The sequence below is a fragment of the Clavibacter californiensis genome, from assembly GCF_021952865.1.
Taxonomy (GTDB): domain Bacteria; phylum Actinomycetota; class Actinomycetes; order Actinomycetales; family Microbacteriaceae; genus Clavibacter; species Clavibacter californiensis.
Map to the genome: position 1 here is coordinate 2,014,102 of NZ_CP040792.1, position 25,632 is coordinate 2,039,733.

The 25,632-nt window shown below is 73.5% G+C and carries 24 protein-coding genes and 1 tRNA gene; 23 read left to right on the top strand and 2 right to left on the bottom strand.

Translation table 11 applies throughout. From position 1 onward, the window contains the following. The first annotated feature begins 98 nt into the window (after positions 1-98). The 6 genes from FGD68_RS09790 (at position 99) to ndk (ending at position 7,553) form a co-directional block, all read left to right on the top strand. Positions 99-704, top strand: coding sequence for a TetR/AcrR family transcriptional regulator (locus tag FGD68_RS09790; protein WP_104236482.1), 606 nt, complete (start codon positions 99-101; stop codon positions 702-704). 48 nt (positions 705-752) lie between these two features. Further along, on the top strand, positions 753-1,511 hold the full coding sequence (locus FGD68_RS09795; protein ID WP_237609403.1) for a class I SAM-dependent methyltransferase: 759 nt from the start codon (positions 753-755) through the stop codon (positions 1,509-1,511). Between the two features lie 245 nt (positions 1,512-1,756). Beyond that, positions 1,757-5,059 carry an isoleucine--tRNA ligase gene (ileS, locus tag FGD68_RS09800; RefSeq protein WP_119373062.1) on the top strand — a complete coding sequence of 1,101 codons (3,303 nt, stop codon included), beginning with the start codon at positions 1,757-1,759 and terminating at the stop codon, positions 5,057-5,059. Then, a complete protein-coding gene (locus FGD68_RS09805) occupies positions 5,056-6,630 on the top strand; it encodes a bifunctional folylpolyglutamate synthase/dihydrofolate synthase (protein ID WP_119373061.1) in 1,575 nt (524 codons plus the stop codon). Before ileS ends, FGD68_RS09805 begins: the two co-directional genes overlap by 4 nt. Further along, positions 6,627-7,124: a DUF4233 domain-containing protein gene (locus FGD68_RS09810; protein ID WP_104236486.1), complete on the top strand. Its 498-nt coding sequence runs from the start codon at positions 6,627-6,629 to the stop codon at positions 7,122-7,124. The genes FGD68_RS09805 and FGD68_RS09810 overlap by 4 nt, the downstream gene beginning before the upstream one ends. A 9-nt stretch (positions 7,125-7,133) precedes the next feature. Further along, positions 7,134-7,553 carry a nucleoside-diphosphate kinase gene (gene ndk, locus FGD68_RS09815; RefSeq protein WP_012038171.1) on the top strand — a complete coding sequence of 140 codons (420 nt, stop codon included), beginning with the start codon at positions 7,134-7,136 and terminating at the stop codon, positions 7,551-7,553. 61 nt (positions 7,554-7,614) lie between these two features. On the opposite strand, the gene FGD68_RS09820 is transcribed toward ndk, so the two are convergent. Further along, a complete protein-coding gene (locus tag FGD68_RS09820; RefSeq protein WP_119373060.1) occupies positions 7,615-8,223 on the bottom strand; it encodes a vitamin K epoxide reductase family protein in 609 nt (202 codons plus the stop codon). A gap of 305 nt (positions 8,224-8,528) precedes the next feature. On the opposite strand from FGD68_RS09820, the gene FGD68_RS09825 reads away from it, so the two are divergent. Continuing rightward, positions 8,529-11,525, top strand: a complete 2,997-nt coding sequence (locus tag FGD68_RS09825; protein WP_237609404.1) for an Rne/Rng family ribonuclease — start codon at positions 8,529-8,531, stop codon at positions 11,523-11,525. 89 nt (positions 11,526-11,614) lie between these two features. On the opposite strand, the gene FGD68_RS09830 is transcribed toward FGD68_RS09825, so the two are convergent. Beyond that, positions 11,615-11,893, bottom strand: a complete 279-nt coding sequence (locus FGD68_RS09830) for a DUF4031 domain-containing protein (RefSeq protein ID WP_119373202.1) — start codon at positions 11,891-11,893, stop codon at positions 11,615-11,617. Between the two features lie 291 nt (positions 11,894-12,184). Here FGD68_RS09830 and rplU point away from each other — a divergent pair, with 291 nt between their 5' ends. The 16 genes from rplU to FGD68_RS09910 all read left to right on the top strand — a co-directional run bounded on the left by rplU (position 12,185) and on the right by FGD68_RS09910 (position 25,613). Beyond that, complete coding sequence (rplU, locus tag FGD68_RS09835; RefSeq protein ID WP_119373201.1) at positions 12,185-12,493, top strand: 50S ribosomal protein L21; 309 nt, start codon at positions 12,185-12,187, stop codon at positions 12,491-12,493. Positions 12,494-12,517: 24 nt separating this feature from the next. Continuing rightward, a complete protein-coding gene (rpmA, locus tag FGD68_RS09840; RefSeq protein WP_012038176.1) occupies positions 12,518-12,772 on the top strand; it encodes a 50S ribosomal protein L27 in 255 nt (84 codons plus the stop codon). Between the two features lie 119 nt (positions 12,773-12,891). Then, entirely contained in the window at positions 12,892-14,430 is a 1,539-nt protein-coding gene (gene obgE, locus FGD68_RS09845; RefSeq protein ID WP_104236490.1) for a GTPase ObgE, read from the top strand. A 3-nt stretch (positions 14,431-14,433) separates the two neighbouring features. Continuing rightward, entirely contained in the window at positions 14,434-15,213 is a 780-nt protein-coding gene (gene proB / locus FGD68_RS09850; RefSeq protein WP_119373200.1) for a glutamate 5-kinase, read from the top strand. Positions 15,214-15,262: 49 nt separating this feature from the next. Continuing rightward, a complete protein-coding gene (locus FGD68_RS09855) occupies positions 15,263-16,561 on the top strand; it encodes a glutamate-5-semialdehyde dehydrogenase (RefSeq protein WP_237609405.1) in 1,299 nt (432 codons plus the stop codon). Between the two features lie 97 nt (positions 16,562-16,658). Further along, positions 16,659-16,874, top strand: a complete 216-nt coding sequence (locus tag FGD68_RS09860; protein ID WP_012038180.1) for a hypothetical protein — start codon at positions 16,659-16,661, stop codon at positions 16,872-16,874. 17 nt (positions 16,875-16,891) lie between these two features. Then, the gene (nadD, locus tag FGD68_RS09865) at positions 16,892-17,494 is read left to right on the top strand and encodes a nicotinate-nucleotide adenylyltransferase (protein WP_104236492.1); all 603 of its coding nucleotides are present in this window, start codon (positions 16,892-16,894) and stop codon (positions 17,492-17,494) included. Next, complete coding sequence (locus FGD68_RS09870; protein ID WP_119373302.1) at positions 17,491-19,026, top strand: hypothetical protein; 1,536 nt, start codon at positions 17,491-17,493, stop codon at positions 19,024-19,026. The genes nadD and FGD68_RS09870 overlap by 4 nt, the downstream gene beginning before the upstream one ends. A gap of 39 nt (positions 19,027-19,065) precedes the next feature. Beyond that, complete coding sequence (gene rsfS, locus FGD68_RS09875; RefSeq protein WP_012038183.1) at positions 19,066-19,443, top strand: ribosome silencing factor; 378 nt, start codon at positions 19,066-19,068, stop codon at positions 19,441-19,443. Positions 19,444-19,474: 31 nt separating this feature from the next. Then, positions 19,475-19,888, top strand: coding sequence for a TFIIB-type zinc ribbon-containing protein (locus FGD68_RS09880; RefSeq protein ID WP_119373301.1), 414 nt, complete (start codon positions 19,475-19,477; stop codon positions 19,886-19,888). A 101-nt stretch (positions 19,889-19,989) separates the two neighbouring features. Then, positions 19,990-20,062 (top strand) — tRNA-Ala (locus FGD68_RS09885). 187 nt (positions 20,063-20,249) lie between these two features. Next, positions 20,250-20,573: a hypothetical protein gene (locus tag FGD68_RS09890; protein ID WP_041465260.1), complete on the top strand. Its 324-nt coding sequence runs from the start codon at positions 20,250-20,252 to the stop codon at positions 20,571-20,573. Between the two features lie 127 nt (positions 20,574-20,700). Then, positions 20,701-21,633 carry an SGNH/GDSL hydrolase family protein gene (locus FGD68_RS09895; RefSeq protein ID WP_237609406.1) on the top strand — a complete coding sequence of 311 codons (933 nt, stop codon included), beginning with the start codon at positions 20,701-20,703 and terminating at the stop codon, positions 21,631-21,633. Between the two features lie 134 nt (positions 21,634-21,767). Next, positions 21,768-22,556 (top strand): DeoR/GlpR family DNA-binding transcription regulator, encoded by a 789-nt coding sequence (locus tag FGD68_RS09900; protein ID WP_119372899.1) that lies wholly within the window; start codon positions 21,768-21,770, stop codon positions 22,554-22,556. After that, positions 22,553-23,524, top strand: a complete 972-nt coding sequence (locus tag FGD68_RS09905; protein WP_119372898.1) for a 1-phosphofructokinase family hexose kinase — start codon at positions 22,553-22,555, stop codon at positions 23,522-23,524. The genes FGD68_RS09900 and FGD68_RS09905 overlap by 4 nt, the downstream gene beginning before the upstream one ends. A 22-nt stretch (positions 23,525-23,546) precedes the next feature. Next, complete coding sequence (locus FGD68_RS09910) at positions 23,547-25,613, top strand: PTS fructose transporter subunit IIABC (RefSeq protein WP_119372897.1); 2,067 nt, start codon at positions 23,547-23,549, stop codon at positions 25,611-25,613. Positions 25,614-25,632 lie beyond the last annotated feature (19 nt).

Below are 25,632 nucleotides of genomic sequence, written 5' to 3' on the forward strand. Positions count from 1 at the left end.
CTTCCGATGGGCGCGCCGCTCGGGGCGCGGTGCGGTCGTTTCTGTACCGCGTCCAACAATACGCGGTGCCGACGACCCCGGTGCGCCAGGATGGGCGCATGACTCCCGCCCGTCCCGCCGGTCGTCCGCGCCGCTCGTCCCGCGCGACCCTGGAGGAGGCCGCCGCCGAGCTCTTCCTCGAGAGCACCTACGCCGCCACGACCGTCGAGCAGATCGCCCAGCGCGCCGGGGTCAGCCGCGCGACGTTCTTCAACTACTTCGCCTCCAAGGCCGACCTGCTCTGGGCGGGCCTCGACGACACCCTGCGCGCATGCGGGGATGCGGTGTCCGCGGTGGACCCCGCAGCCCCGCCCGTCGACGGCGTGGTCGACGCGCTCATCGGCGCCGCCTGCTCGCGCGGCGAGGGCTGGCTGCCGCTCGCCCTCACGCAGCACGAGGTGATGGGCCTCGGCGCCGACGTGCAGGGGGAGGGCGTGGCGCGCGCGGCGCCGCTCGTGGATCCCGTCGCGCTTGCCCTCGCGCGCGCGTCCGGCCGCCGGGCCTCGGATGCGCCCGTCCGCGTCGCCGCCGCCGTGGTCGCCGCCGCGACGGCCGCGGCGGTCGTCGCGTGGGCGGGTGACGGCGTGGGCCGCGGCCCCCTCGAGGACGCCGTCCGCCGGGCGCTCGACCCGCTCCGCCCGGCGCTCGCCACGACCCTCGCCTGATGCGCGTCCCACGCCCCGCCCCGCGCCCCGGCAGGCGATGATGAGCGCATGACCGCCGACGCCGCGCCGCAGCCGGACCGCTCCGCCCTCGCCTCCTCGTTCGGCGCGCTCGCCGACCAGTACGACCGGGTGCGGCCCGGCTACCCCGACGAGGCCGTCGACTGGATGCTCCCCGCGGGCTCCCGCCGCGTCGTCGACCTCGGTGCGGGCACCGGCAAGCTCACCCGGATATTGGCCGCGCGCGGGCTCGCCGTCACGGCGGTGGAGCCCGACGCCGCGATGCGCCGGGTGCTCGCCGCGTCCTCGCCCGACGTCGACGTCCGGGCGGGCAGCGGCGAGGCCATCCCCGTCGGCGACGGCGAGGAGGACGCGGTCCTCGTCGCGCAGGCGTGGCACTGGATGGACGCGGGCGAGGCGGCGCGCGAGTGCGCCCGCGTCCTCCGACCGGGCGGGCGCCTCGGCATCGTGTGGAACAACCTGGACACGGAGGTCGACTGGGTCCGCGAGTTCGACGCCCTCCTGCACCCGGGGCACCGCTCGACCAACGTCGCCCCCGAGCCCGGCCCGTTCCCCGGCTTCGGCCCGGTCGAGCACGCGTCCTTCCCGCACGTCCACCGCCTGTCGCCGGAGGACGCGGTGGCCTTCGCCGGGTCCATCAGCGTCGTCAGCACGCTGCCCGACGACGCGCGCGCCCGCCTCCTCGACGACATCCGGACGCTCCTGGCCGGGCACCCGGACACGGCGGGGCGCGACGTGCTCGAGCTCCCGTGGCGCGCGGGCGCCCACCGGGCCCAGCTCGGCGGCTAGGCGACCGCCGGGTGCGGCCGAGCGGGCGCTAGGATCGAGGCACAGGCGCCGATCCGGCCATCACCGGGGAGCCTTCGGAAGAAAGCCGCGGAACGCGCGGCGAGTAGAACCGAACGGACAGGGCCCGTCATCGCCTTCAGGAGAGTGGTCGCGCATCGCGTGGCAAGCGGGGTGGTACCGCGCTCGGGGATCCGCATGAGGGATCCGGGCGTCCTCGCGGAGAGCCCGTCCCCGCAGGAGATGCCATGACCTACCCCCGTCCCGTCCCCGACGACCCGAGCGCCCCCGACCAGGTGGCCGCGAGCCCGCGCTTCCCGGACGTCGAGAAGGGCATCCTCGCGTTCTGGAAGCGCGACGACACGTTCCGCGCCTCGGTCGAGCAGCGCGAGGGCTGCGACGAGTGGGTCTTCTACGACGGGCCGCCCTTCGCCAACGGCCTCCCGCACTACGGGCACCTCCTCACCGGCTACGCGAAGGACGCCTTCCCCCGCTTCCAGACCATGCGGGGCAAGCAGGTGCACCGCCGCTTCGGCTGGGACACGCACGGCCTCCCCGCGGAGCTCGAGGCGATGCGCCAGCTCGGGATCACCGAGAAGAGCGAGATCGAGGAGATGGGCGTCGAGGAGTTCAACGCCGTCGCCCGCCGCTCGGTGCTCGAGTACACGGGGGAGTGGGAGGACTACGTCACCCGCTCGGCCCGCTGGGTCGACTTCGAGGACGACTACAAGACGCTCGACGTCGACTTCATGGAGTCGGTGATCTGGGCGTTCAAGCAGCTGCACGACAAGGGCCTCGCCTACGAGGGCTTCCGCGTGCTCCCGTACTGCTGGCACGACCAGACCCCCTTGAGCAACCACGAGCTGCGGATGGACGACGACGTCTACCGCATGCGCCAGGACCAGTCCGTGACCGTCACGTTCCCGCTCGTCGGCGCGAAGGCCGAGTCGCTCGGCCTCACCGCGGTGCGCGCGCTCGCCTGGACGACCACGCCCTGGACCCTGCCGACCAACATGGCTCTCGCGGTCGGACCGGACATCGTCTACGCCGTCGTGCCGGCCGGCCCCGCGGGCACGCCCGACGCCGAGGCGCCCGACTCGCTGCCGCGCGCGTCGAGCGTGCAGCTCGCGGCGGAGGTGCTCGGATCCGAGTACCTCATCGCCCAGGACCTCGTGGGGAACTACGCCAAGGACCTCGGCTACGCGTCCGCCGACGAGGCGCGCGCCGCCGTCTCCCGCACCGTGCTCGGCCGTCAGCTCGAGGGCGTCGCCTACGACCGCCTCTGGGACTTCTACGCCGACGTCGAGCGGTTCGGCACGGAGAACGCCTGGCAGGTGCTCGTCGCGGACTACGTCACGACGACCGACGGAACCGGCATCGTCCACCAGGCCCCGGCCTACGGCGAGGAGGACCAGCAGGTCTGCGCCGCCGCAGGGATCCCCGTGATCCTCTCGCTCGACGAGGGCGGTCGCTTCGTCGACACGGTGCCCGAGGTCGCGGGCGAGCTGTGGTCCGACGCCGGCAAGACGCTCACGCGCATGCTCAAGGCCCAGGGCCGCCTCATCCGCCAGGCCAGCTACGAGCACTCCTACCCGCACTGCTGGCGCTGCAAGAACCCGCTCATCTACAAGGCGGTCTCCAGCTGGTTCGTGCGCGTCACCGACTTCCGCGACGACATGGTGCGCCTCAACCAGGACATCGCGTGGACGCCCGAGAACGTCAAGGACGGCCAGTTCGGCAAGTGGATCGGCAACGCCCGTGACTGGTCGATCAGCCGCAACCGGTTCTGGGGCAGCCCCATCCCGGTGTGGAAGAGCGACGACCCGGCGTACCCGCGCGTCGACGTGTACGGCAGCCTCGACGAGCTCGAGGCCGACTTCGGCGTGCGGCCGACCGACCTGCACCGCCCCTTCATCGACGAGCTCACGCGCCCGAACCCGGACGACCCGACAGGGAAGAGCACGATGCGCCGCATCGAGGACGTGCTCGACGTCTGGTTCGACTCCGGATCCATGCCGTTCGCGCAGGTGCACTACCCGTTCGAGAACCGCGAGTGGTTCGACGCGCACAGCCCGGCGGACTTCATCGTCGAGTACATCGGCCAGACCCGCGGCTGGTTCTACACGCTGCACGCGCTGTCGACCGCCCTGTTCGGGCGGCCGGCGTTCTCGAGCGTCGTCAGCCACGGCATCGTGCTCGGCAACGACGGCCAGAAGATGTCCAAGTCGCTCCGCAACTACCCGGACGTCAACGAGGTGTTCGACCGCGACGGATCCGACGCCATGCGCTGGTTCCTGCTCGCGAGCCCGGTGCTCCGCGGCGGCAACCTCGTCGTGACGGAGGAGGGGATCCGCGAGGGCGTCCGCCAGGTCCTGCTCCCGCTCTGGAGCACCTGGTACTTCTTCTCCCTCTACGCCAACTCCGCGCAGCCCGGCGGCTACGAGGCGCACCGCGACACGACGAGCGACGACGTGCTGGACCGCTACGTCCTGGCCCGCACGCGCCGCCTCGTCAGCGAGGTCACGGAGCACATGACCGCGCTGGACTCGACGCTCGCCGCCGCGTCCCTCCGCGACTTCGCCGACGTGCTCACCAACTGGTACGTGCGCCGCAGCCGCGACCGGTTCTGGGCCGGCACGGAAGCCGGCGACACGCGCGCGTTCGACACCCTCTACACGGTCCTCGAGACCGTGACGCGCGTGGCCGCGCCTCTCCTCCCGCTCGTGTCCGAGCGGATCTGGAAGGACCTCACCGGCGGGCGCAGCGTCCACCTGGAGGACTGGCCGGAGCCCGACGACCTGCCCGCGGACGACCGCCTCGTCGAGGTGATGGACCGGGTCCGCCAGGTCGCCTCGACCGCGCTCTCGCTCCGCAAGCAGTCGGGCCTCCGCGTGCGCCAGCCGCTCGCGCGCCTCACGGTCGTGAGCGACGACGCCGACGGGCTCGCCCGGTTCGAGGACATCCTGCGCGACGAGCTCAACGTCAAGGCCGTCGCCGTCGTGGAGCTCACCCCCACGAGCGCCTCCGACGCGGGCATCACGCGACGCCTCACCGTCAACGCGCGGGTCGCCGGCCCGCGCCTCGGCAAGGGCGTGCAGCGGGTGATCCAGGCCGCCCGTGCGGGCGACTGGGCGGAGGCGGACGGCGAGGTCGTCGCCGGCGGCGTGCCGCTCGTGGTCGGCGAGTACGAGCTGCTGCTGGAGGTGGCGGGCGACCGCGCCGACCAGGCGCTCGCGCTCCTGCCGGGCGGTGGGTTCCTGCTGCTCGACACCGCGCTCACCCCCGAGCTCGAGGCCGAGGGCCTCGCGCGCGACGTCGTGCGGAACGTGCAGGACGCGCGGAAGGGCGCGGGGCTCGACGTGAGCGACCGCATCTCCCTCGTGATCCGGCTGGACGCCGCGGGCGCCGAGCAGGCCGAGCGGTTCCGCGACCTCATCGCCCGTGAGACCCTGGCGGTGGCGCTGCGGATCGACGCGGACGACCAGGCGACGGAGTCCGGCATCACCGTCGGCGGCGGATCGCCCCTGTACATCGAGGTGGAGCGAGCATGAGCGACCAGCGGGGCGGACAGCCCTTCGACGACGACGCGGACGACGTCCGGCGCGACGACGACTTCGAGCCGGAGACGGACGAGGGCGTCGACGCCGCGGCGCGCGCCCTCGACCCCGACGTCGACGGCCTGAGCGACGACCAGCTCTTCGCCGACGACGCGGCCGAGCTCCGCCGGGAGGCCGAGCAGTCGATCGTGGCCGGCCGCGAGGTCGACGACGAGAACTACTTCGAGCACGAGGGCGACGCCGTGTACCAGGCTCTCCTCGCGCGGATGGGGGAGCAGGCGCCGCAGCCGCGCCTGTCCGCCACACGCCGGGTGGTCGAGCTCCTCGGCGACCCGCAGCGCGCGTACCCGATCGTGCACGTCACCGGCACGAACGGGAAGACGTCGACGAGCCGGATCACCGAGAGCATCCTGCGCGCCACCGGCCTCCGCACGGGCCTCTTCACGAGCCCGCACCTCGTCCGCTTGAACGAGCGCATCGTCGTAGACGGCCTGCCCATCACCGACGAGGCGCTCAGCCGCAACTGGGCCGACGTCGAGCCCTTCATCGACCTGGTGGACCGGGAGCTCGTCGCCGCGGGCGATGAGCCGGTGACGTTCTTCGAGGCGCTGACGGTGCTCGCGTTCGCGTCGTTCGCCGACGCGCCCGTCGACGTGGCCGTGATCGAGGTCGGCATGGGCGGCGAGTGGGACAGCACCAACGTCGGTGACGGCCAGGTCGCCGTCTTCACGCCCGTCTCGCTCGACCACACGCAGCGCCTGGGATCCACCGTGGCGGAGATCGCGCGCACCAAGTCCGGCATCGTCAAGCCCGCCGCGGACGTCGTGTCCAGCGCGCAGCTCCCCGAGGTCGTCGCCGAGCTCGCGCGCGCGGCCGAGCTGACGGAGTCGACCTGGTCGATCGAGGGCGAGCGGTTCCGCCTCCTCGACACGACGCTCGCGGTCGGCGGCCAGGTCATCAGCGTGCAGGGCCTCGCGGGCACGTACCGCGACGTCTTCCTCCCGATGTTCGGCGCGCACCAGGCCCAGAACGCCGCGGTCGCGATCGCCGCGGTCGAGTCGTTCCTCGGCGGCGGCGACCACGCCATCCACGACGACGTGCTCGCGGAGGGCCTCGCCACGGCGACGAGCCCGGGCCGCCTGCAGGTCGTCGGCACGGAGCCGACCGTCCTGGTCGACGCGGCGCACAACCCCGCGGGAGCGGCGTCGCTCGCGGCCGCGCTGCCCGTCTACTTCACGTTCGACCGCGTCACCGCCGTGATCGGCGTGCTGACGGACAAGGACGCGGAGGGCATCGTGCGCGAGCTCGCGCCCGTGGTCGACCACTTCATCGTCACGCGCTCCCAGTCCGAGCGCTCGGTGGATCCGGACGAGCTCGCGCGCATCGTCGTCGACGTCGTCGGCCGGGACCGCGTCACGGTCGAGCCCGACCTGCGCACGGCCCTCGAGGACGCGCGCGACTCCGCGGGCGAGACCGAGAAGGGCGCCGCGCTGGTCACGGGCTCGATCCTCCTCGTCGGCGAGGCCATCGCGCACGCCGCCGACGAGGGCTGGAAGACCGCGTGAGCGCCGACGGCCGCCCGGCCCGCACGAGGCGACCCCGACCGCCCCGCACGACGGTCGAGATCCTCGGATCCATCGTCATGGGCTTCCAGGTCATCGTCGTGTTCCTCGCGAGCCTCGTCGCGTTCGGCCTCGGCTCCCTGCCGCCGCTGCCCGCGCTCGGCGGCGGCGCGCTCCTCGTGCTCGCCATGCTCGCCGTCGTCGGCGCCCTCCGCACCCCGCTCGGCATCCGCGCCGGCTGGGTCGTGCAGGTCCTCGTGGTGCTCACCGGCTTCGTGCTGCCCGCCATGTTCGCCGTCGGCGGCTTCTTCCTGCTGCTCTGGATCTACGCCATGGTGCAGGGCGCCCGGATCGACCGCGAGAAGGCGGCCGCGCGAGGCGCGTGGGAGCAGGCCATGCTCGACGAGCAGGCCGCCGCGGGCGGCGCCCCGGCCCCGGGCGACGACCGCCCCACCGACCACCGACCGACCACCGAGCCGCCGGCTCCCACCCCGTAGGAGGCACCCATGTCCGCTCCCGTCCAGGAGACCCTCGTCCTCGTCAAGCCCGACGGCGTCGCCCGCGGCCTCACCGGCGAGATCCTCCGCCGCATCGAGGCCAAGGGCTACCAGATCGTCGACCTCCGCATGGTGCAGGCCGAGCGCGCCCTGCTCGAGCAGCACTACGAGGAGCACCAGGGCAAGCCGTTCTACGAGCCGCTCGTCGAGTTCATGGAGTCGGGCCCGATCGTCGCCGTGCGCGTCGCCGGGAACCGCGTCATCGAGGGCTTCCGCTCGCTCGCGGGCACGACCGACCCGACGGGCGCCGCCCCCGGCACGATCCGCGGCGACCTCGGCCGCGACTGGGGCCTCGCCGTCGCGCAGAACCTCGTGCACGGCAGCGACTCGCCCGAGTCCGCCGCGCGCGAGCTCGCCCTCTGGTTCTAGGACGCGCACGAGGTGAGGGGCCGACCGGCATCCGGTCGGCCCCTCCCGTCGTCCCGGCGCCTCAGCCGAGCAGCGTCGGGATGAGGGCGGGGAACGTCGCCATGATCGCGACCACGATGATCGCGTAGTTCAGCACCACGACCGCCCACGTGTACGGCGCCACGGCGTCCGCGGCCCGGCGGATCCCCGCGGGGACCGGCAGCAGGCCAGCGCGCGCGGTGGCGGACAGCGTGCCCCACCACAGCGGGATCATCGCGCTCCACACGAGCAGGCAGTAGGGGCAGAGTGCGCCGATGACGAAGACGCTCTGCGTGAACAGCCACGTCACGAAGACCCAGCCGGCGAAGGTCCCCACCGCGAACAGCGTCCAGAACCAGCGTGCGAACCGCGCACCCGCGAACAGGGCCATGCCGATGACGATCGGCACCACGAACGCGGCGACCCCGATGAGCGGGTTGGGGAAGCCGAACAGCGATCCCTGGCGCGACTCGATGACGGTGGCGCAGGAGATGAACGGGTTGATGTCGCACGAGAGCGACGCGCCCGGGTTCTCGAGCAGGTGCAGCCGGTCGAGCACGAGGACGAACGCGCCGATCCAGCCGACGATGCCCGTGACGACGAGCAGGACGGCCAGGGAGCGGGGGTGCGCGGGGGCCCGGGTCGCGGTCATGCGGTGATCATGGCAGACGGGGGAGCGCCGACCCTGACGGCCGGGTGGGCGTCGGCGTGCGATACTGGCAGGCAGGTCGGACCGCCGCGCGGCACGACCGCCATGAAGAGTCTTTCCCGGGGCAGACCCGGGCCGCCAGGCACGTCCGGCGGCGGATAGCCAGTTCCGTACCAGTGCGCACGACCGAAGCCTCGGGCCGGACGTCGCAGACCAGGATCGACGGAGAGCCGCGTATGCGGGGATCCACTCGGAGAGCTACCGGGGTACGGCGCGGCCGTACCGACCGGTTGAGGAGTGCACCAGAGATGGTGGAGAGAGACGAGAACACCGGCAGGAGGCGACCCAGCCTCTTCGAGCGGCTCACGGGCCGCCGCGCCGACACGACCGCGGCGACGGGGACCGGCGGCACGCCCGCACTCCCCGCGTCCGCGACCCCCGAGGCGAGCGGCACGCCCGCCGCCTCCGAAGCGAAGGGCCACACCCTGAACGAGAACGACGACACCCGGACCACGCCCGTCGAGCAGGAGGCGCCGGTCGCCCGCCGCTCCCGCCGCGCGAGCACCCCCGCATCCGCGCCCGCGGTCGCCCAGCCGGACGACGCCAGCGTCGACGCGTCCGCCTCGGCATCCGCTCCCGCCGCCGACGCCGACGCCCAGGCCGCCGAGCAGCCCGCCGCGCCCGCCGCCCGTGCGCCGCGGAAGCGCGCCCCGCGCAAGGCCGCCGTCGCGGCCGAGCAGGAGGCGGCCCCGGCCGACGCAGCCGACACCGAGGCGCCCGCAGCGGAGTCCGCCTCCGCCCCTCCGATCGCTGAGCCCGTCGCCGAGGCGCCCGCCGCTCCGGTCCGCGCCGTCCCGTCCCTCTCCGTCTTCTTCCAGGCCCCGGACATCGCGCCGCTGCCTCCCCGCCGAGAGCGCGACGACCGCCGCGACGACGTCCGCGACGAGGACGACGACCTGGACCGCGACGACCGCCCCGCGCGCTCCTCGCGCCGCGGCGGCCGCGGACAGGACCGCAGCCAGGACCGCGGCGTCAGCCGCGACGGCCGTGGCCGCGACACCCGCGACGACGACCACGACGACGAGGACGACTCCCCGTCTGTCCGGCGCCGTGCGCGCCGGCGCTCCGGCGAGGAGGGCCGCGACGGCGACGACGCGCCCGGCACGGTCGTCAAGGTCCGCACGCCGCGCGAGCCCGAGCTCATCACCGAGCCCCAGCGGATCAAGGGATCCACGCGCCTCGAGGCCAAGAAGCAGCGCCGCCGCGACGGCCGCGACGCCGGCCGCCGCCGTCCCGTGCTCACCGAGTCGGAGTACCTGGCCCGCCGGGAGTCGGTCGACCGCAGCATGATCGTGCGCTCGCGCGACGGCAAGATCCAGATCGGCGTGCTGGAGGACCAGGTGCTCGTCGAGCACTACGTGGCCCGCGCCGACGAGGCGTCGCTCATCGGCAACGTGTACCTCGGCCGCGTCCAGAACGTCCTCCCGAGCATGGAGGCCGCCTTCATCGACATCGGCCGAGGCCGCAACGCCGTGCTCTACTCCGGCGAGGTCGACTGGGAGGCCGCGAACGCCGACAAGGGCGGCGGGAGCCACGCGCGCCGCATCGAGGTCGCGCTGAAGCCCGGCGACCGCGTGCTCGTCCAGGTCACCAAGGACCCGGTCGGCCACAAGGGCGCCCGCCTCACGAGTCAGGTGAGCCTCCCGGGCCGCTACCTCGTCTACGTGCCCAACGGGTCCATGAACGGCATCAGCCGGAAGCTCCCCGACACCGAGCGCGCGCGCCTCAAGAAGACGCTCAAGGAGGTGCTGCCCGAGAACGTGGGCGTCATCGTCCGCACCGCGGCCGAGGGCGCGACCGAGGAGCAGCTGAAGCTCGACGTCGAGCGCCTCACCTCGCAGTGGGCCGAGATCAGCCGCCAGGTCGAGAAGGCGCAGGCGCCCGCGCTCCTGCACTCGGAGCCGGACCTGCTGCTGAAGATCATCCGCGACGTCTTCAACGAGGACTTCCGCGAGCTCGTGATCGACGGCGGCGACGCGCAGGAGATCATCGAGGGCTACCTCCGCGGCGTGGCGCCCGACCTCATCGACCGGGTGCAGACGTACTCGGGCGAGAAGGACTCGTTCGACCACCACCGCATCAGCGAGCAGATCGAGAAGGCGCTCGACCGCAAGGTCTGGCTGCCCTCGGGCGGCTCGCTCGTCATCGACCGCACCGAGGCCATGACCGTGGTCGACGTCAACACGGGGAAGTTCGTCGGATCCGGCGGCAACCTCGAGGAGACCGTCACCAAGAACAACCTCGAGGCCGCCGAGGAGATCGTCCGCCAGATGCGCCTGCGCGACATCGGCGGCATCATCGTCGTCGACTTCATCGACATGGTGCTCGAGACCAACCGCGATCTCGTGCTGCGCCGTCTGGTGGAGTGCCTCAGCCGCGACCGGACCAAGCACCAGGTCGCCGAGGTCACCTCGCTCGGCCTCGTGCAGATGACGCGCAAGAAGCTCGGCCTCGGGCTGCTCGAGTCGTTCTCGGAGAACTGCGAGACGTGCGCCGGGCGGGGGATCATCATCCACCACGACCCGCTCATGGCCCACAAGCAGACGCCGCAGGAGCCCATTCAGGGCCAGGGGCGCCGCCGCGGCGGCAAGGGCCCGCAGGAGCACGGCAACGGCGGCGGTCGCGGCAACGGCGGCGGCCAGGCGCAGCAGCAGCAGCGCACGCCCGCGGCGAGCACGCACAGCATCACCGACGACGCGCGCTCCGCCCTCGCCAAGATCGCCACGAGCACCATCCAGACGGTGAACGAGGCGATCGACCGGGTCGAGGACGTCGTGCGCACGCCCGACGAGACCGCGGACCCGGCCGTGCAGGCCGAGGCTGCTCCCGTCGAGGAGCAGACCCGCGGCGACCGTCCGCGTCGGAGCCGCGGGGGCCGGGGACGCGCGTCGTCCGCCACCGTCGAGGGGCAGGACAGCTCGGAGCCGCAGGCGCCCGCCGCCGAGGCGCCGTCCGCTCCCGCCGAGGACCCGACGCCGGCCGACGCGCCGGTGGAGGAGCCCGCCCTGTCGACGCTCGAGCCGCGCGAGGCCATCCGCCTCGAGCCGGTGCAGATCCTCGACATCCCGGTCGCGAGCGCGCGCACAGCACCGCGCCGCGTCAGCTCGGCGGACGCGGAGCAGCTCCTCGGCTCCGTCCTCGACGCGCTGCCGCAGCCCAAGGAGCCCGGACAGGGGCGTTCGCGCAGCCGCCGGGTCTCCACGCAGACGCTGACGACGCCGGCCCCGGCCGACGACGCGAGCTGACGCGTCGGCTGCCCGTCAGGCAGCCGCACGAGGGAGGGCCCGGGGCGCATGCTCCGGGCCCTCCGTCGTGCGATCGGACGTCCGCCGCGTCAGGATCCCAGCCCGCGCCGTTCGCGCTGGGTGACCCGCAGCCCGCTCGCCTGCAGCCGCCGGACGAGGTCGCGGTTCGAGACCGCCACGGCGCCGCGTGCCACCAGCTCCGCGTGCCGTTCCTCGGGCACGTCGTAGTGGTCGCGGTCGAAGGCCTTCTCGGGGACACCGGCCGCCCGGGCGAAGGCGTGCAGCTCCTCGAGGGACGCGTCGCTCACCAGGTGCGCCCAGAGCCTGCCGTGCGCTGGCCAGGCCGGTCGATCGAGGAGGACGGTCATCCTGCGAGCTTAGGCAGGCCCGTCGCCGGTGGGTGCACCGCCTGGGCCCTCGGTCGGCGACGACGCGCCCGGCGGGAATGCGGCGAGGACGCCGCCGGCTCGCGTATGATCGACCGAGGACGCCGGGGGTCCGGAGTTTGACCCCTGTCCGGCGTTCCGGTAACGTGAGTCGCTGGCATGCGCCGATCCCTAGAGATCATGCGCCTGCGGCAGACTTCCTCCAATGATTCGGGCCACAGGGCGTCAAGTCCCCAGTGAGTCAAGCCCGCGAGAGAAAACAGGTACGGAAAAGTGGTTTACGCAGTTGTGCGCGCCGGCGGTCGGCAGGAGAAGGTCGAGGTCGGGACCATCGTGACGATGGACCGGGTCAAGAACCAGCAGAGCGGCAAGGTCGTGTTCCCCGCGGTCCTGCTCGTCGACGGCGACACCATCACCACGGACGCCGCCAAGCTCGCCGACGTCACCGTCAGCGCCGAGATCCTGAACGACCTCCGCGGTCCCAAGATCGTCATCCAGAAGTTCAAGAACAAGACCGGGTACAAGAAGCGCCAGGGGCACCGCCAGGACCTCACGCGCGTCCAGGTCACCGAGATCAACTAGCACCGAGACCGCAGGGAGAAACAGATGGCACACAAGAAGGGCGCGAGCTCTACCCGCAACGGCCGTGACTCGAACGCCCAGCGCCTCGGCGTGAAGCGCTTCGGCGGCCAGGTCGTCGGCGCCGGCGAGATCATCGTCCGCCAGCGCGGCACGCACTTCCACCCCGGCGTCAACGTCGGCCGTGGCGGCGACGACACGCTGTTCGCCCTCTCCGCCGGCTCGGTGCAGTTCGGCGTCAAGGGCGGCCGCAAGGTCGTCAACATCGTCGTCCCGGCCTAGCGCAGGCCGACAGCACGGACGCTGCGGCGGCACTGCCGCGCAGCACTTCAAGGGCGGGCCTCGGCCCGCCCTTGTCTGCGTTCCGCAGGGAACACCCCTAGAAGAAACGAGCTACAGCCATGGCGACATTCGTCGACACCGTGACCCTCCACCTGCGGGCGGGAAACGGCGGGAACGGCTGCGTCTCGGTGCGCCGCGAGAAGTTCAAGCCCCTGGCGGGACCCGACGGCGGCAACGGCGGCAACGGCGGGGACATCGTCCTCGTCGCGGACCCCCAGGTCACCACGCTCCTCGCCTACCACCGCGGACCGCACCGCTCCTCGCGCAACGGCGGACCCGGCATGGGCGACCACCGCCACGGCACGCTCGGCGAGGCGCTCGAGCTCCCCGTCCCGGTCGGCACCGTCGTCAAGGACGCCGACGGCAACGAGCTCGCCGACATGGCCACGCCCGGCATGCGGTTCATCGCCGCCGAGGCCGGCCAGGGCGGGCTCGGCAACGCCTCCCTCGCCACCACGAAGCGCAAGGCCCCCGGCTTCGCGCTGCTGGGCACGCGCGGCTACGAGGGCGACGTCGTCCTCGAGCTCAAGGTCGTCGCCGACGTGGCTCTCGTGGGCTACCCGTCCGCGGGCAAGTCGAGCCTCGTCGCCGCCATCTCGGCCGCGAAGCCGAAGATCGCCGACTACCCGTTCACCACGTTGCACCCGAACCTCGGCGTCGTCGAGGTCGCGGACTCGCGCTACACCGTCGCGGACGTCCCCGGCCTCATCGAGGGCGCGAGCGAGGGAAAGGGCCTCGGCCTCGAGTTCCTGCGCCACGTGGAGCGATGCTCGGCCCTCCTGCACGTGCTCGACTGCGCGACGCTGGATCCCGGTCGCGACCCCATCTCCGACCTCGACATCATCCTCACGGAGCTCGCCGCGTACCCCGTGCCCGACGGCCAGGTGCCGCTGCTCGATCGCCCGCAGCTCATCGCGCTGAACAAGATCGACGTCCCCGAGGCCCGGGAGCTCGCGGAGCTCGTGCGGCCTGAGCTCGAGGCCCGCGGCTACCGCGTCTTCGACATCTCCACGGTCAGCCACGACGGCCTGCGCCAGCTGTCCTTCGCCCTCGCGGAGCTCGTCGAGGACGCCCGCACGAAGGCCGCCGAGGAGCCCGAGGCACCGCGGATCGTGCTGCGTCCCCGCGCCGTCAACGAGAAGCCGTTCACCATCCGCGTCGACGGCGGCAGCTACGGCGACATCTACCGCGTCATCGGCACCAAGCCCGAGCGCTGGGTGCAGCAGACCGACTTCACGAACGACGAGGCCGTCGGCTACCTCGCCGACCGCCTCGCCAAGCTCGGCGTCGAGGACGGCCTGTTCAAGGCCGGCGCGGTGGCGGGATCCAGCGTCATCATCGGCGAGGGCGACGGCATCGTCTTCGACTGGGAGCCGACCCTCACGTCGACCGCGGAGCTCATCACGAGTCCCCGCGGCGCCGACGCCCGCGTCGACCCGATCAGCCGACGCACCAACCAGGCGCGCCGCGAGGACTACTTCGCCCGCATGGACGCGAAGGCCGAGGCGCGCGCGCAGCTCGTGCGCGAGGGCGAGGCCGGCCTGTGGGCGGACGAGGACGGGTCGGACGAGGACGCGTCCTCGGACGCGAAGGCCTAGCGGGTGGGGACGGCCTCCCGCGCGGGCATCGCGTCCGCGCGGCGCATCGTCGTGAAGGTCGGATCGTCGTCCATCAGCGGGGACAACGCCGGGCAGATCGCACCGCTCGTGGACGCCATCGCTTCCGTGCACGCGCGGGGTGCTGAGGTCGTCCTCGTGTCCTCCGGCGCCATCGCCACGGGGATGCCCTTCCTCCGGCTCGACGACCGCCCGGCCGACCTCGCCACCCAGCAGGCCGCGGCCGCGGTCGGCCAGAGCGTGCTGATCTTCCGCTACCAGGAGAGCCTCGACCGCTACGGCATAGTCGCGGGCCAGGTGCTCCTCACAGCCGGCGACCTCGCCGCACCCGACCACCGGGAGAACGCGCAGCGCGCCATGGAGCGGCTGCTCGGCCTCCGCCTGCTGCCCATCGTCAACGAGAACGACACCGTCGCCACGCACGAGATCCGCTTCGGCGACAACGACCGGCTGGCAGCGCTCGTCGCCCGACTGGTTGGCGCCGACCTGCTGCTCCTCCTCTCGGACGTGGACGCCCTCTACACGCGACCGCCGGAGGAGCCGGGCGCCCGCCGCATCGAGCACGTGGGGTTCGGCGACGAGCTCGACGGCGTCGAGATCGGCAGCACCGGCACGGGAGTCGGCACCGGGGGAGCGGTGACCAAGGTCGCCGCCGCGCGCCTCGCCGCCGAGGCCGGCACCGGGGTGCTCCTCACGTCGACCGCGCAGGTCCGCTCGGCCCTCGCCGGCGAGCACGTCGGCACCTGGTTCGCGCCCCGCGGCTGAACGCCCCGCCAGCACCTCGGGCCGGCGGTGCGTCAGTAGGCTGCCGTGCATGCCCTCGAACGCGCCCATCGCCCCGACCGTCGCCACCGAGGCCCTCCCCGCCGACGAGCTCGAGCGGATCCTCGAGGCCGCCCGCACCGCATCCATCTCCCTCGCCGCCAGCACCTCCGTCCAGCGCGACACGGCGCTCGACGCCGTCGCGGCCGCGCTCGTCGCCGGAGCCGACCGCATCGTCGCGGCCAACGCCGAGGACCTCGCCGCGGGCCGGGACGCCGGGCTGGCAGCTGGCCTCCTCGACCGGCTGACGCTCGACGGCCGGCGCGTGGCGTCCCTGTCCGACGCCGTCACCGGGATCCGCGGGCTCGACGACCCGCTGGGCCACGTCGTCCGCGGCCGCACGCTCCCGAACGGCCTGCTGCTCTCCCAGGTGCGCGTCCCCTTCGGCGTGGTCGGCGCGATCTACGAGGCCCGGCCCAACGTCACGGTCGACATCGCCGCGCTCGCGCTGAAGAGCGGCAACGCCGTCGTGCTGCGCGGCGGATCGGCGGCGCTGCGCACCAACGCCGTCCTCGTCGACGTCATGCGCGCCGCCCTCGAGCGCGTCGACCTCCCCGCGGACGCGGTGCAGACCGTCGACGCGCACGGCCGCGCGGGCGCCGCCCGGCTCATGCGGGCACGCGGCCTCGTCGACGTGCTCGTGCCGCGCGGATCCGCCGAGCTCATCCGCACCGTCGTCGAGGAGTCGACCGTGCCGGTCATCGAGACCGGCGCCGGCGTCGTGCACGTCTACCTCGACGCGTCGGCCGACGCGCGCATGTCCGTCGACATCGCGGTCGACGCCAAGGTCAGCCGCCCGAGCGTGTGCAACGCGATGGAGACGCTGCTGGTGCACCGCGACGCCGCCCCCCGGGTCCTCCCCGCCGTGCTCGACGCCCTCCGCGACCGGGGCGTGACGGTGCACGGCGACGCCGCCGTGCACGAGCTCTGGCCGGACGCCGTCCCCGCCACGGACGAGGACTGGGCAGCCGAGTACCTCTCGCTCGACCTCGCGGTGCGCGTCGTCGACTCCGTGGAGGACGCGGTCGCCCACATCGCCCGCTGGTCGACGCACCACACCGAGTCCATCGTCACGTCCGACCTCGCCGTCGCCGAGCGCTTCCTCGCCGCCGTGGACTCGGCCGTCGTGATGGTCAACGCGTCCACGCGCTTCACCGACGGATCCGAGTTCGGCTTCGGCGCCGAGGTCGGCATCTCCACCCAGAAGCTGCACGCGCGGGGTCCGATGGGCCTGCAGGAGCTCACCAGCACCAAGTGGATCGTGCGGGGGAGCGGGCAGGTCCGCGGCTGACGGCACGCCCGGCGGGCGTGCGCCCCGTGCGGGGGCCCGCCGGTAGGATGGCAGGCGCCGCCTCCGCTCGACGGGGCGTGCCACGAACGGAGATCACATGCACGCGCTGACCACCACCATCCTCGCCGAGACCGAGCACGCCATGGAGCTCGCCGCTCCGCTCTGGGTGTTCCCGGCCGTCGCGGCGGTCGCGTTCCTCGCGCTCGGCGTGGTCATGTTCAGCTTCCGCGACGTGGCGAACCGCCACTCGGAGAAGTGGGGCAAGCCCCCGGTGGCCGAGCAGGGCCACGGCACCGCCGACTCCACCCACTGAGCGCGAGAACCCACCACATGACGACGGCCGCCGCCCCGCGCCTCCGCATCGGGGTCATGGGCGGCACGTTCGACCCCATCCACAACGGCCACCTCGTCGCCGCGAGCGAGGTGCAGCAGCACCTCCAGCTCGACGAGGTGATCTTCGTCCCCACCGGCCAGCCGTGGCAGAAGCAGACCGTCACGGACGGTGAGCACCGCTACCTGATGACGGTGATCGCGACCGCGGCCAACCCGCGCTTCACCGTCAGCCGCGTCGACATCGACCGCGCGGGCACCACGTACACGATCGACACGCTCCGCGACATCCGGCGCACCCACCCGGACGCGGAGCTGTTCTTCATCACGGGAGCGGACGCCATCCAGCAGATCCTGGGCTGGAAGGACGTCGCCGAGCTGTGGGACCTGGCGCACTTCGTCGCCGTCACCCGGCCCGGGCACGACCTGACCGAGAGCGGCCTCCCGCACGCCGACGTAAGATTGCTGGAGGTGCCGGCGCTGGCGATCTCCTCGACCGACTGCCGAGCCCGTGTCGGTCGGGGCTTCCCCGTGTGGTACCTCGTCCCCGACGGAGTCGTCCAGTACATCTCCAAGCACCACCTGTATCGGAGCCCGCAATGACCCCCTCCCACGACGCGCCCGACACCGGGCCGACCTCGTTCGACGACGGTCCCGCTCCCGCGACCCTGGGGCTCAGCCGCCGCGAGATGCGCGCCGCTGAGCGTGCCCGCGCGCTCGCGCTCGGCATCGACGAGGCGGACGACGCCCCCGCGGACGAGCCGACGACCGCTGCGGACGCCTCGACGGACGGATCCTCCGACGAGCGATCGGCGACGGCGACCCCCGCGGACACCGAAGCGGACACCCCGTCTCCTTCGCGTGGGGACGGAACAGGGCCCCGGCCCGACGAGGCGACGACGCCTCCGGCCGCCCCGCTGACCGCTCCGGGCATCGGCCCCGACACCTCGGCCATCCTGCTGTCGGGCGGCGTGCTCACGCGACGCCAGCTCCGCGCCATCCGCGAGGCCGAGGAGGCCGCCCGCGAGCAGCGCGGATCCGAGCACGAGGACGCGCAGGCGACGCCCGCCGGCTCGGAGACGGGCTCCACTCCGTCCGACGCCGAGCCCTCGACCGCCGCCGTGGACGACGCGCCGCCGTCCTCGTCCGAGACGTCCGTCCCGCCGTACGCGCGATACGGCCGAGGATCCCGTGCGACGCCGCGGCCCCGCGCGCCCTACGGGAGCGCCTACCGTCGTGCGGCCGCCGCAGAGGCGACGGACGCACCCGCACCCGCCGCGGAGGACGACGCCCAGGCGGAGGCACCCGAGGCGCCCGCGGCGGCGGACCGCGAGACGACCCCCGCCGAGACGCCGTCGGCCTGGCCGTTCGCGCCGATCGTCCCCTCGGGCGACGCCGCCGGTCGCGACCCGGACGCGTCGGGCGAGCAGCCGACCGTCCCGCCCCTCGCGGCCCATGCCCCGAGCTCCGACGAGGATCCCCGCCCCGCACCCTCGCTCGACGCGACGCCGTGGGTCACGGGAGCCGCCGACCCGCACCTCGAGCCGGCGTTCGGCACACGCGCGTCGGCCGCAGAGGCCCTCCCGGAGGACCGGACCGAGACGCCGGACGCCGACTCCGACTCCGACTCCGCATCGACCGTGACCGCCTCGACGGACTCCGACGCGCCCGACGCCCGCGCGCCGTTCACCCCGCCGACGGGTCACTGGTCCGTGCAGGACCAGGTCGACGAGGACCAGCCCCACACCGGCAACCACTTCATCCTCCCGACCGTGCCGCACGCCAACGACATGCAGCAGGCGCTCAACAGCACCGGCGAGATCATCATCACCGGCTCCATCGACCTGCCCCGCAGCCTCGGCTCCATGGGCACGCACCCGGACCGCTTCGACACGGCCGACATGGACCGCATCCTCGAGCAGGGCGACGACCACGACCACGCGCCGGGCGGCTCGGACTCCGAGCCCGTCCGCGCCAGCCGCGCCGTCAGCACGCACACGTCGACGCGCGCCGTGGTCCAGCCGCCGCCCCGCAAGCGCTTCACCGCGCCGGTCGTCGCGGCCGTCGCGGCCGGGGGAGTCGCCGTCATCGGCGCCGGCCTCGTCATCGTCGCGTTCATGACGAATGTATTCTGATCGTCTGATGCACCATCCCACCCGTCCCGGAAGGACTCTGTGACCGCTTCTCCCCGCGCCCTCGACCTGCTCAAGGTCGCCGCCCTCGCTGCCGACTCCAAGCAGGCCATCGACCTGGTCGCGCTCGACGTCTCCGGGCCCCTGCCCCTCACCGACGTCTTCCTCATCGCCTCGGCCCGCAACGAGCGGAACGCGCAGGCGGTCGCCGACGAGATCGAGGACAAGATGATCGAGGCCGGCGCCAAGCCGCTGCGCCGCGAGGGGAAGAGCGAGGGCCGCTGGATCCTCCTCGACTTCGGCGACGTCGTCGCCCACGTCTTCACCGAGGAGGACCGCATGTACTACTCGCTGGAGCGCCTCTGGAAGGACTGCCCCGTCGTCGCCCTCGAGATCGAGCCGACGGCCTCCGCATCCTGATCCTGCGCCACGCGTCCCGCGAGGAGCTCGCATGAAGTGCCCTGACGACTCCGCCACCCTCGTGATGAGCGAGCGCGCCGGCGTCGAGATCGACTACTGCCCCGACTGCCGGGGCGTGTGGCTCCACCGCGGCGAGCTCGACAAGATCCTCGATCGCGCGGAGCAGGAGATGCGGTCCGCCCCGGCGGCCGCGTCGCCCGTGCCACCGGCGGCGCCGCTCGGCGGGTATCCGGACCCGGGTCGCGACGACCGGCGCCGGGATGACGACGGCCGGCGCGACCGTCGCCTGGACGACGACCGCGATCGCTCGTACGGATCCCGGATCGACGGATACGGCGACCGCGGCGGCTCCGGCCATCCGGCGGTCGGCGGCTACGAGCAGAGCGGCGGGTACGGCGGGAAGCGCCGCAAGAAGGAGAGCTGGCTCAGCGAGCTGTTCGACTGAGCCGTCTCCGCCGGCCGCCCGTGGACGAGGATGCCCTGGTCATGGGGTGGTCGGAATGTGTAGTAATGTAGACGAGTCGCTTCCGCAGGGAAGCGGATCACGGGTCTGTGGCGCAGTTGGTAGCGCACCTGCATGGCATGCAGGGGGTCAGGGGTTCGAATCCCCTCAGATCCACCCTCGAGCCCCGCTCCTCCTCTCGGAGGCGCGGGGCTCTTGTCGTTTCCGGCTGTGTTGGTCTCCGGCTGTGCTCGTATCCGGCTGTCCTCTTCCCGGCGCGGCGTCGGTCCCCGATCGGGGGACTGTCCTCCACTTGGAGGACCGGCGTACCGTTGCTCAGGTCATCGACCCCTGGAGCTCCACAATGTCGCACGCCACCCTGCACCGCACGCACACCACCGACCCGCACCGCACGTCGGTGGTCGGTTCCGCGGTGCTGGGGTTCCTGTCCGCGTTCGTGGTGGGCGCGGCCGTGATCGTGACGCTCCTCATCACCTCCTTCGCGCAGGGGACCGAGGGCTACCCCGGACTCGACGTGCCGGGCGTGGTCGACACCCGCATCGACCACGGCAGCGTCGTGACGCAGATCGGCCCCGGCGGGTTCCTCTTCCCGCTGGCTGCCGGCCTCCTCGTCGGGCTCATCGTGGCCGTCGTCGTCTACGCGCGTCAGCGCCACGTCGAGGACTGAGCCCGACCGACCCTGATCCCGAGCGCGTAGGGTCGAGGGGATGCCTCGCCACACCGCCTCACGCTCGAGTCGGCGCCGCGCGTCGGCCTCTCGCTCCCTTCTCCGTGGAGCGTCCCTCGCCAGCGCGGTGACGGCCCTGCTCCTGATCGCGACCGGCTGCACCGCACCGGATGTCGTCCAGCCGACGGCTCCCGCCGCCCCGCTCCGGGTGGTCTCCCTCGGTGACTCCTACTCCACGGGCACGGGACCAGCCGAGCCGCTGCCCGGCGATGCGGGGGTGTGCGGGCGCACCGTGGCCTCGTCCGTCCGGGTCGCGGCGGCCGCGGTCGGTGCGGATCTCGTCGACGCGGCCTGCGACGGCGCCAGCACCGCGGACCTCGTCGACCCGCGCGAGCGCGGCGGACAGACGGTGCCCGCGCAGCTGGACGCCCTCGCCGACGGGGCCGATGTGGTCCTCGTGCGCCTCGGGGGCAACGACCTCGGCTTCCCCGCCCTCGTCGGCGGGTGCCTCGCCCGGGATCCTGACGGGCCCGTGGCCGCCGGGCCGACGACGTGCGTGGACGCGCTCGCGCCCGCGGGCGGGTCCGACGCCGTCCGCGCCCGCATCGACGGCGAGGTGGCGACGCGTCTCGCCGAGGCCTTCGCGCGGATCCGCGCCGCGGCACCGGACGCACGCATCGTCGCGCTCGGCTACCTGACCGTGCTCGGCGACCCGGATGCGCTCCCGGCCGAGGGCTGCCTACGCGCCACGGCGTCGTCGGCGGTCAACGGACAGGTGCTCCTCGCCGACCGGGACGCGGTGTGGCTGGCGGGGATCCAGCGCGAGCTCGACGGGGCGATCGCGCGGGCGGCCGCCGACGCCGACGCGCGATTCGTGGACCAGGAGACGCCGACGGTCGCGCACGGCGCCTGCGCGGGCGATGCCGGGGATCCGTACGTCGCAGGGCTCGGCGGCAGCGCGGGAGACGTGCCGCTCCATCCGAACGCCGCGGGGCTCGCCTGGGAGTCGGGTGCCATCGCAGACGTGCTGCGCGAGGAGGGGGCGGCGCTCGGCCGCTGACCGCGCCGCTGCCCGGGACGCCGATTCTGGGTTCGTGTGGGTTCCTGTGGGATCTTGTTGCTTCTCCCACGAATCGGGGCTACAGTGCGAGGACGCGAGGCGCCAGTGCCCCACGGAGTCGAAGGAGACCGCCCATGTACGCCGAAGAGCGCCAGGACAGGGTGGTCGCCCTCCTCGAGCGCACCGGCCGCGTCGCGGTCCTCGGCCTGGCCCGCGACTTCGACGTGACCACCGAGACCGTGCGCCGGGATCTGGCGCAGCTCGAGAGCCGCGGCGTGCTCCGCCGGGTGCACGGCGGCGCCGTCCGGGCTGACCGGTCCACGCGCGCCGAGGAGAGCCTGGACACGCGCGGCTCCCGCAACACGGCGGCGAAGGCGCGCATCGCCGACGCGGCCATGGCCTTCCTGCCCGCGAGCTTCGAAGGATCCATCGCGCTCGACGCGGGCACCACCACGGGCCTCGTCGCGGAGCGCGTCGCCGCCTGGCGGCCCGACGTCCCCGGCCGCACGCTCGTGGTCGTCACGCACTCCATGGCCGTCGCGCAGACGGTCACCCGCAATCCCGCCGTCGAGGTGCAGCTGCTCGGCGGCCGCGTCCGAGGCATCACGAGCGCGGCCGTCGGCCCCGCGACCCTCGGCCAGCTCGCGCGGCTGCGACCCGACATCGCCTTCATCGGCGCCAACGGGATCCACGCCGAGTTCGGCCTGAGCACACCCGATGAGGAGGAGGCGGCCGTGAAGACCGCGTTGACCCGAGGATCCCGACGCGCCGTGGCGCTCGTCGACGCGTCGAAGGCGGGGGAGGAGGCGCTCGTCGGCTTCGCCTCACTCGAGGACCTCGACGCGCTCGTGACCGACGAGGCGCCCGACGGACCGCTGGCCGCGGCGCTGGCGGCCGCCGAGGTGGAGGTGATGGTCGCGTGATCCTCACCCTCACCGCCAACCCGAGCCTCGACCGCACCATCGACCTCGCGGGCTCCCTCGCGCGCGGCGCCGTGCAGCGCGCCCGCGGCGTGGCCGAGCAGCCGGGCGGCAAGGGCGTCAACGTCTCGCGCGCGCTCATCGCCTCGGGCCTCGACACGATCGCGCTGCTGCCCGGGCGCCTCGACGACCCCATGCTCGTGGCCCTGGCCGCCGAGCGGATCCCGCTGGACCACCTCGACATCGACGGCCGTGTGCGCCAGAACGTCACGCTGACGGAGCCCGACGGCACGACGACCAAGGTCAACGAGCCGGGCCCCGTGCTCTCCGCGGCCGAGGCGGACGCGCTCGTGGCGCTCGTCATCCGGCACGCGCGCCGGGCGAGCTGGCTCGTGCTCGCGGGATCGCTGCCGCCCGGCCTCGACGACGACTTCCACGCCCGCGTGGTGCAGGCCGTGCGCGCCGAGCTCGGCGACGAGGCCCCGCGGATCGCCGTCGACTCGTCGGGCGCGCCCATGGCCGCGCTCGTCGCGTCCGGCGCGGTCGTGGACCTCGTCAAGCCCAACGCCGAGGAGCTCGCCGAGCTCGTCGGCCTCCCCGACCCGGATGCGCTCGAGGCCGATCCCCGGCTCGCCCACGACGCATCCCGCTCCCTCGTCTCGCGCGGCTGCCGGGCGGTCCTCGCGACCCTCGGCGCGCGGGGCGCCGTCCTCACCACGGCGGAGGGCGGGTGGCTCGCCACGATGCCCCCGATCGTGCCGGTGAGCACCGTGGGCGCGGGCGACTCGTCGCTCGCGGGCTACCTGCTCGCCGACCACCGCGGGGCAGGACCCGAGGGGCGGCTGGCGCAGGCCGTCGCCCACGGATCCGCCGCCGCGTCCCTGCCCGGCAGCACCATGCCGTCCCCCGACCAGACACGGCCGGAGATCGTCACCGTCCAGTCGCTCCTCCCGATCGCCGCCGATCGCTGACCCGCCCCACCTGGAGAAGAACATGCCATCGCTCATCACGAACCGCCTCGTGCTCCTCGACGCCGACCTCGGCGCCGACCGCGAGCACGCCGTCCGCACGCTGGCCGAGCGCGTCGTCGCCGAGGGCCGCGCCACAGACGCCGACGCCCTCTTCGCCGACGCGTGGGAGCGCGAGTCGAAGACCGCGACCGGCATGGGCGGCGGGCTCGCCATCCCGCACTGCCGCTCCGCCGCGGTGACCGAGGCCACGCTCGTCATGGCCCGCCCGCAGCCGACCGTCGACTTCGGCGCGCCGGACGGCCCCGCCGACCTCGTGTTCTTCATCGCCGCGCCCGACGGCGCCGACCAGGAGCACCTCGTGCTGCTGTCGCGCCTCGCCCGGTCGCTCATCAAGCCGGAGTTCGTCGAGGCGCTGCGCACGGCGACCGACGAGGACCAGGTCGTGTCGCTCGTGGAGGGCGCGCTCGTGGACGAGCCCGCCAGCTCCACCGGCGCCCCGGCCGCCGCCGCTCCCGCCGCGTCCACCGCCGACGCCGGGTCCGCCGCGCCCGCACCCGCGGCCGCGGCCGACGCCCCCGTCCTGATCGCCGTCACCGCGTGCCCCACCGGCATCGCGCACACCTACATGGCCGCCGACTCGCTCGTGGCCGCCGCGAAGCGCGCAGGCGTCGAGCTGCACGTCGAGACGCAGGGGTCCTCCTCGGTCACGCCCGTCGACCCTGCGATCATCGCGCGGGCGACCGCCGTGATCTTCGCCGTGGACGTCGACGTGCGCGACCGCGCGCGATTCGCCGGCAAACCCGTCATCCAGTCGCCCGTCAAGCGCGGCATCGACCAGCCCGACCAGATGGTCGCCGAGGCGGTCGCCGCGGCGAAGGACCCGAACGCCCCGCGCGTGCCGGGCGGCGCGTCGTCCGCATCGGGCTCCGAGCAGGCGTCCCCGCAGTCGTCGCGGTCCGTCGGCGCGCGCCTCAAGCGCTGGCTGCTCACGGGCGTCAGCTACATGATCCCGTTCGTCGCGGGCGGTGGGCTGCTCATCGCGCTCGGCTTCCTCCTCGGGGGCTACCGCATCACCGAGACCGCGTCCGATGTCGTGCTGCAGAACTCACTGGCGAACCTGCCGGACGGCGGCCTCCTCCAGTACCTCGGCGCGGTGGCTTTCGTCATCGGCAACGCGTCCATGGCCTTCCTCGTGCCCGCCCTGGCGGGCTACATCGCCTACGCGATCGCCGATCGGCCGGGCATCGCGCCCGGATTCGTCGCCGGATCCGTGTCCGTGATCATGGGCGCGGGGTTCCTCGGCGGCCTGGTGGGCGGTCTCCTCGCCGGTGGCATCGCGTACGCCATCGGACGCATCGACGTGCCGCGCTGGCTGCGGGGCCTGATGCCCGTCGTGATCATCCCGTTGCTCGCCTCCATCGTCGCCTCCGGCCTCATGGTCATGGTGCTCGGCGGTCCCATCGCGGCGCTCACGCGCGGGCTCAACGGCTTCCTCTCCGGGCTCACCGGCACGTCGGCCATCGTCCTGGGCATCATCCTCGGCGTCATGATGTGCATCGACCTCGGCGGCCCGATCAACAAGGTCGCGTACTCGTTCGCGGTCGCCGGCCTCGGCGCCGGATCCATCACCGACCAGGCGCCGTGGCACATCATGGCCGCGGTCATGGCCGCCGGCATGGTGCCGCCGCTCGCCCTCGCGCTCGCCTCCACGGTGATCGACCGCCGCCTGTTCAGCCCCGCCGAGCGCGAGAACGGCAAGGCCGCGTGGCTCCTCGGGGCGGCCTTCATCTCCGAGGGCGCCATCCCGTTCGCGGCCGTCGACCCGCTCCGCGTGATCCCCGCGAGCATCGTGGGCGGTGCCGTCACGGGTGCCATGATCATGGGGCTCGACGTCGTGTCGCAGGCCCCGCACGGCGGCATCTTCGTGCTGTTCGCGATGAACGGCACGTTCCTCGGCTTCCTCGCCTCCGTCGCGGTCGGCGCCGTCGTCTCCGCGTTCCTCGTGGTGCTCCTCAAGCGCTTCACAACGAAGCGCCCGGAGGCGGCCGCCGCCCAGCCCGTCGACCAGGGCGTGCCCGTCGCGGCCTGATCCGCCTGTCCCACCTCCA

Bases quoted from the DNA above. Each gene is read 5' to 3' on its own strand.
- FGD68_RS09890 (WP_041465260.1), top strand. From the start codon at position 20,250: ATGTCGCACGCCACCCTGCACCGCACGCACACCACCGACCCGCACCGC.
- FGD68_RS09880 (WP_119373301.1), top strand. From the start codon at position 19,475: ATGAAGTGCCCTGACGACTCCGCCACCCTCGTGATGAGCGAGCGCGCC.
- ndk (WP_012038171.1), top strand. From the start codon at position 7,134: ATGTCCGCTCCCGTCCAGGAGACCCTCGTCCTCGTCAAGCCCGACGGC.
- FGD68_RS09855 (WP_237609405.1), top strand. From the start codon at position 15,263: ATGCCCTCGAACGCGCCCATCGCCCCGACCGTCGCCACCGAGGCCCTC.
- obgE (WP_104236490.1), top strand. From the start codon at position 12,892: ATGGCGACATTCGTCGACACCGTGACCCTCCACCTGCGGGCGGGAAAC.
- FGD68_RS09870 (WP_119373302.1), top strand. From the start codon at position 17,491: ATGACCCCCTCCCACGACGCGCCCGACACCGGGCCGACCTCGTTCGAC.
- rpmA (WP_012038176.1), top strand. From the start codon at position 12,518: ATGGCACACAAGAAGGGCGCGAGCTCTACCCGCAACGGCCGTGACTCG.
- ileS (WP_119373062.1), top strand. From the start codon at position 1,757: ATGACCTACCCCCGTCCCGTCCCCGACGACCCGAGCGCCCCCGACCAG.
- FGD68_RS09790 (WP_104236482.1), top strand. From the start codon at position 99: ATGACTCCCGCCCGTCCCGCCGGTCGTCCGCGCCGCTCGTCCCGCGCG.
- FGD68_RS09805 (WP_119373061.1), top strand. From the start codon at position 5,056: ATGAGCGACCAGCGGGGCGGACAGCCCTTCGACGACGACGCGGACGAC.
- FGD68_RS09860 (WP_012038180.1), top strand. From the start codon at position 16,659: ATGCACGCGCTGACCACCACCATCCTCGCCGAGACCGAGCACGCCATG.
- FGD68_RS09910 (WP_119372897.1), top strand. From the start codon at position 23,547: ATGCCATCGCTCATCACGAACCGCCTCGTGCTCCTCGACGCCGACCTC.
- FGD68_RS09830 (WP_119373202.1), bottom strand. From the start codon at position 11,893: ATGACCGTCCTCCTCGATCGACCGGCCTGGCCAGCGCACGGCAGGCTC.
- FGD68_RS09900 (WP_119372899.1), top strand. From the start codon at position 21,768: ATGTACGCCGAAGAGCGCCAGGACAGGGTGGTCGCCCTCCTCGAGCGC.
- nadD (WP_104236492.1), top strand. From the start codon at position 16,892: ATGACGACGGCCGCCGCCCCGCGCCTCCGCATCGGGGTCATGGGCGGC.
- FGD68_RS09820 (WP_119373060.1), bottom strand. From the start codon at position 8,223: ATGACCGCGACCCGGGCCCCCGCGCACCCCCGCTCCCTGGCCGTCCTG.
- FGD68_RS09795 (WP_237609403.1), top strand. From the start codon at position 753: ATGACCGCCGACGCCGCGCCGCAGCCGGACCGCTCCGCCCTCGCCTCC.
- FGD68_RS09825 (WP_237609404.1), top strand. From the start codon at position 8,529: ATGGTGGAGAGAGACGAGAACACCGGCAGGAGGCGACCCAGCCTCTTC.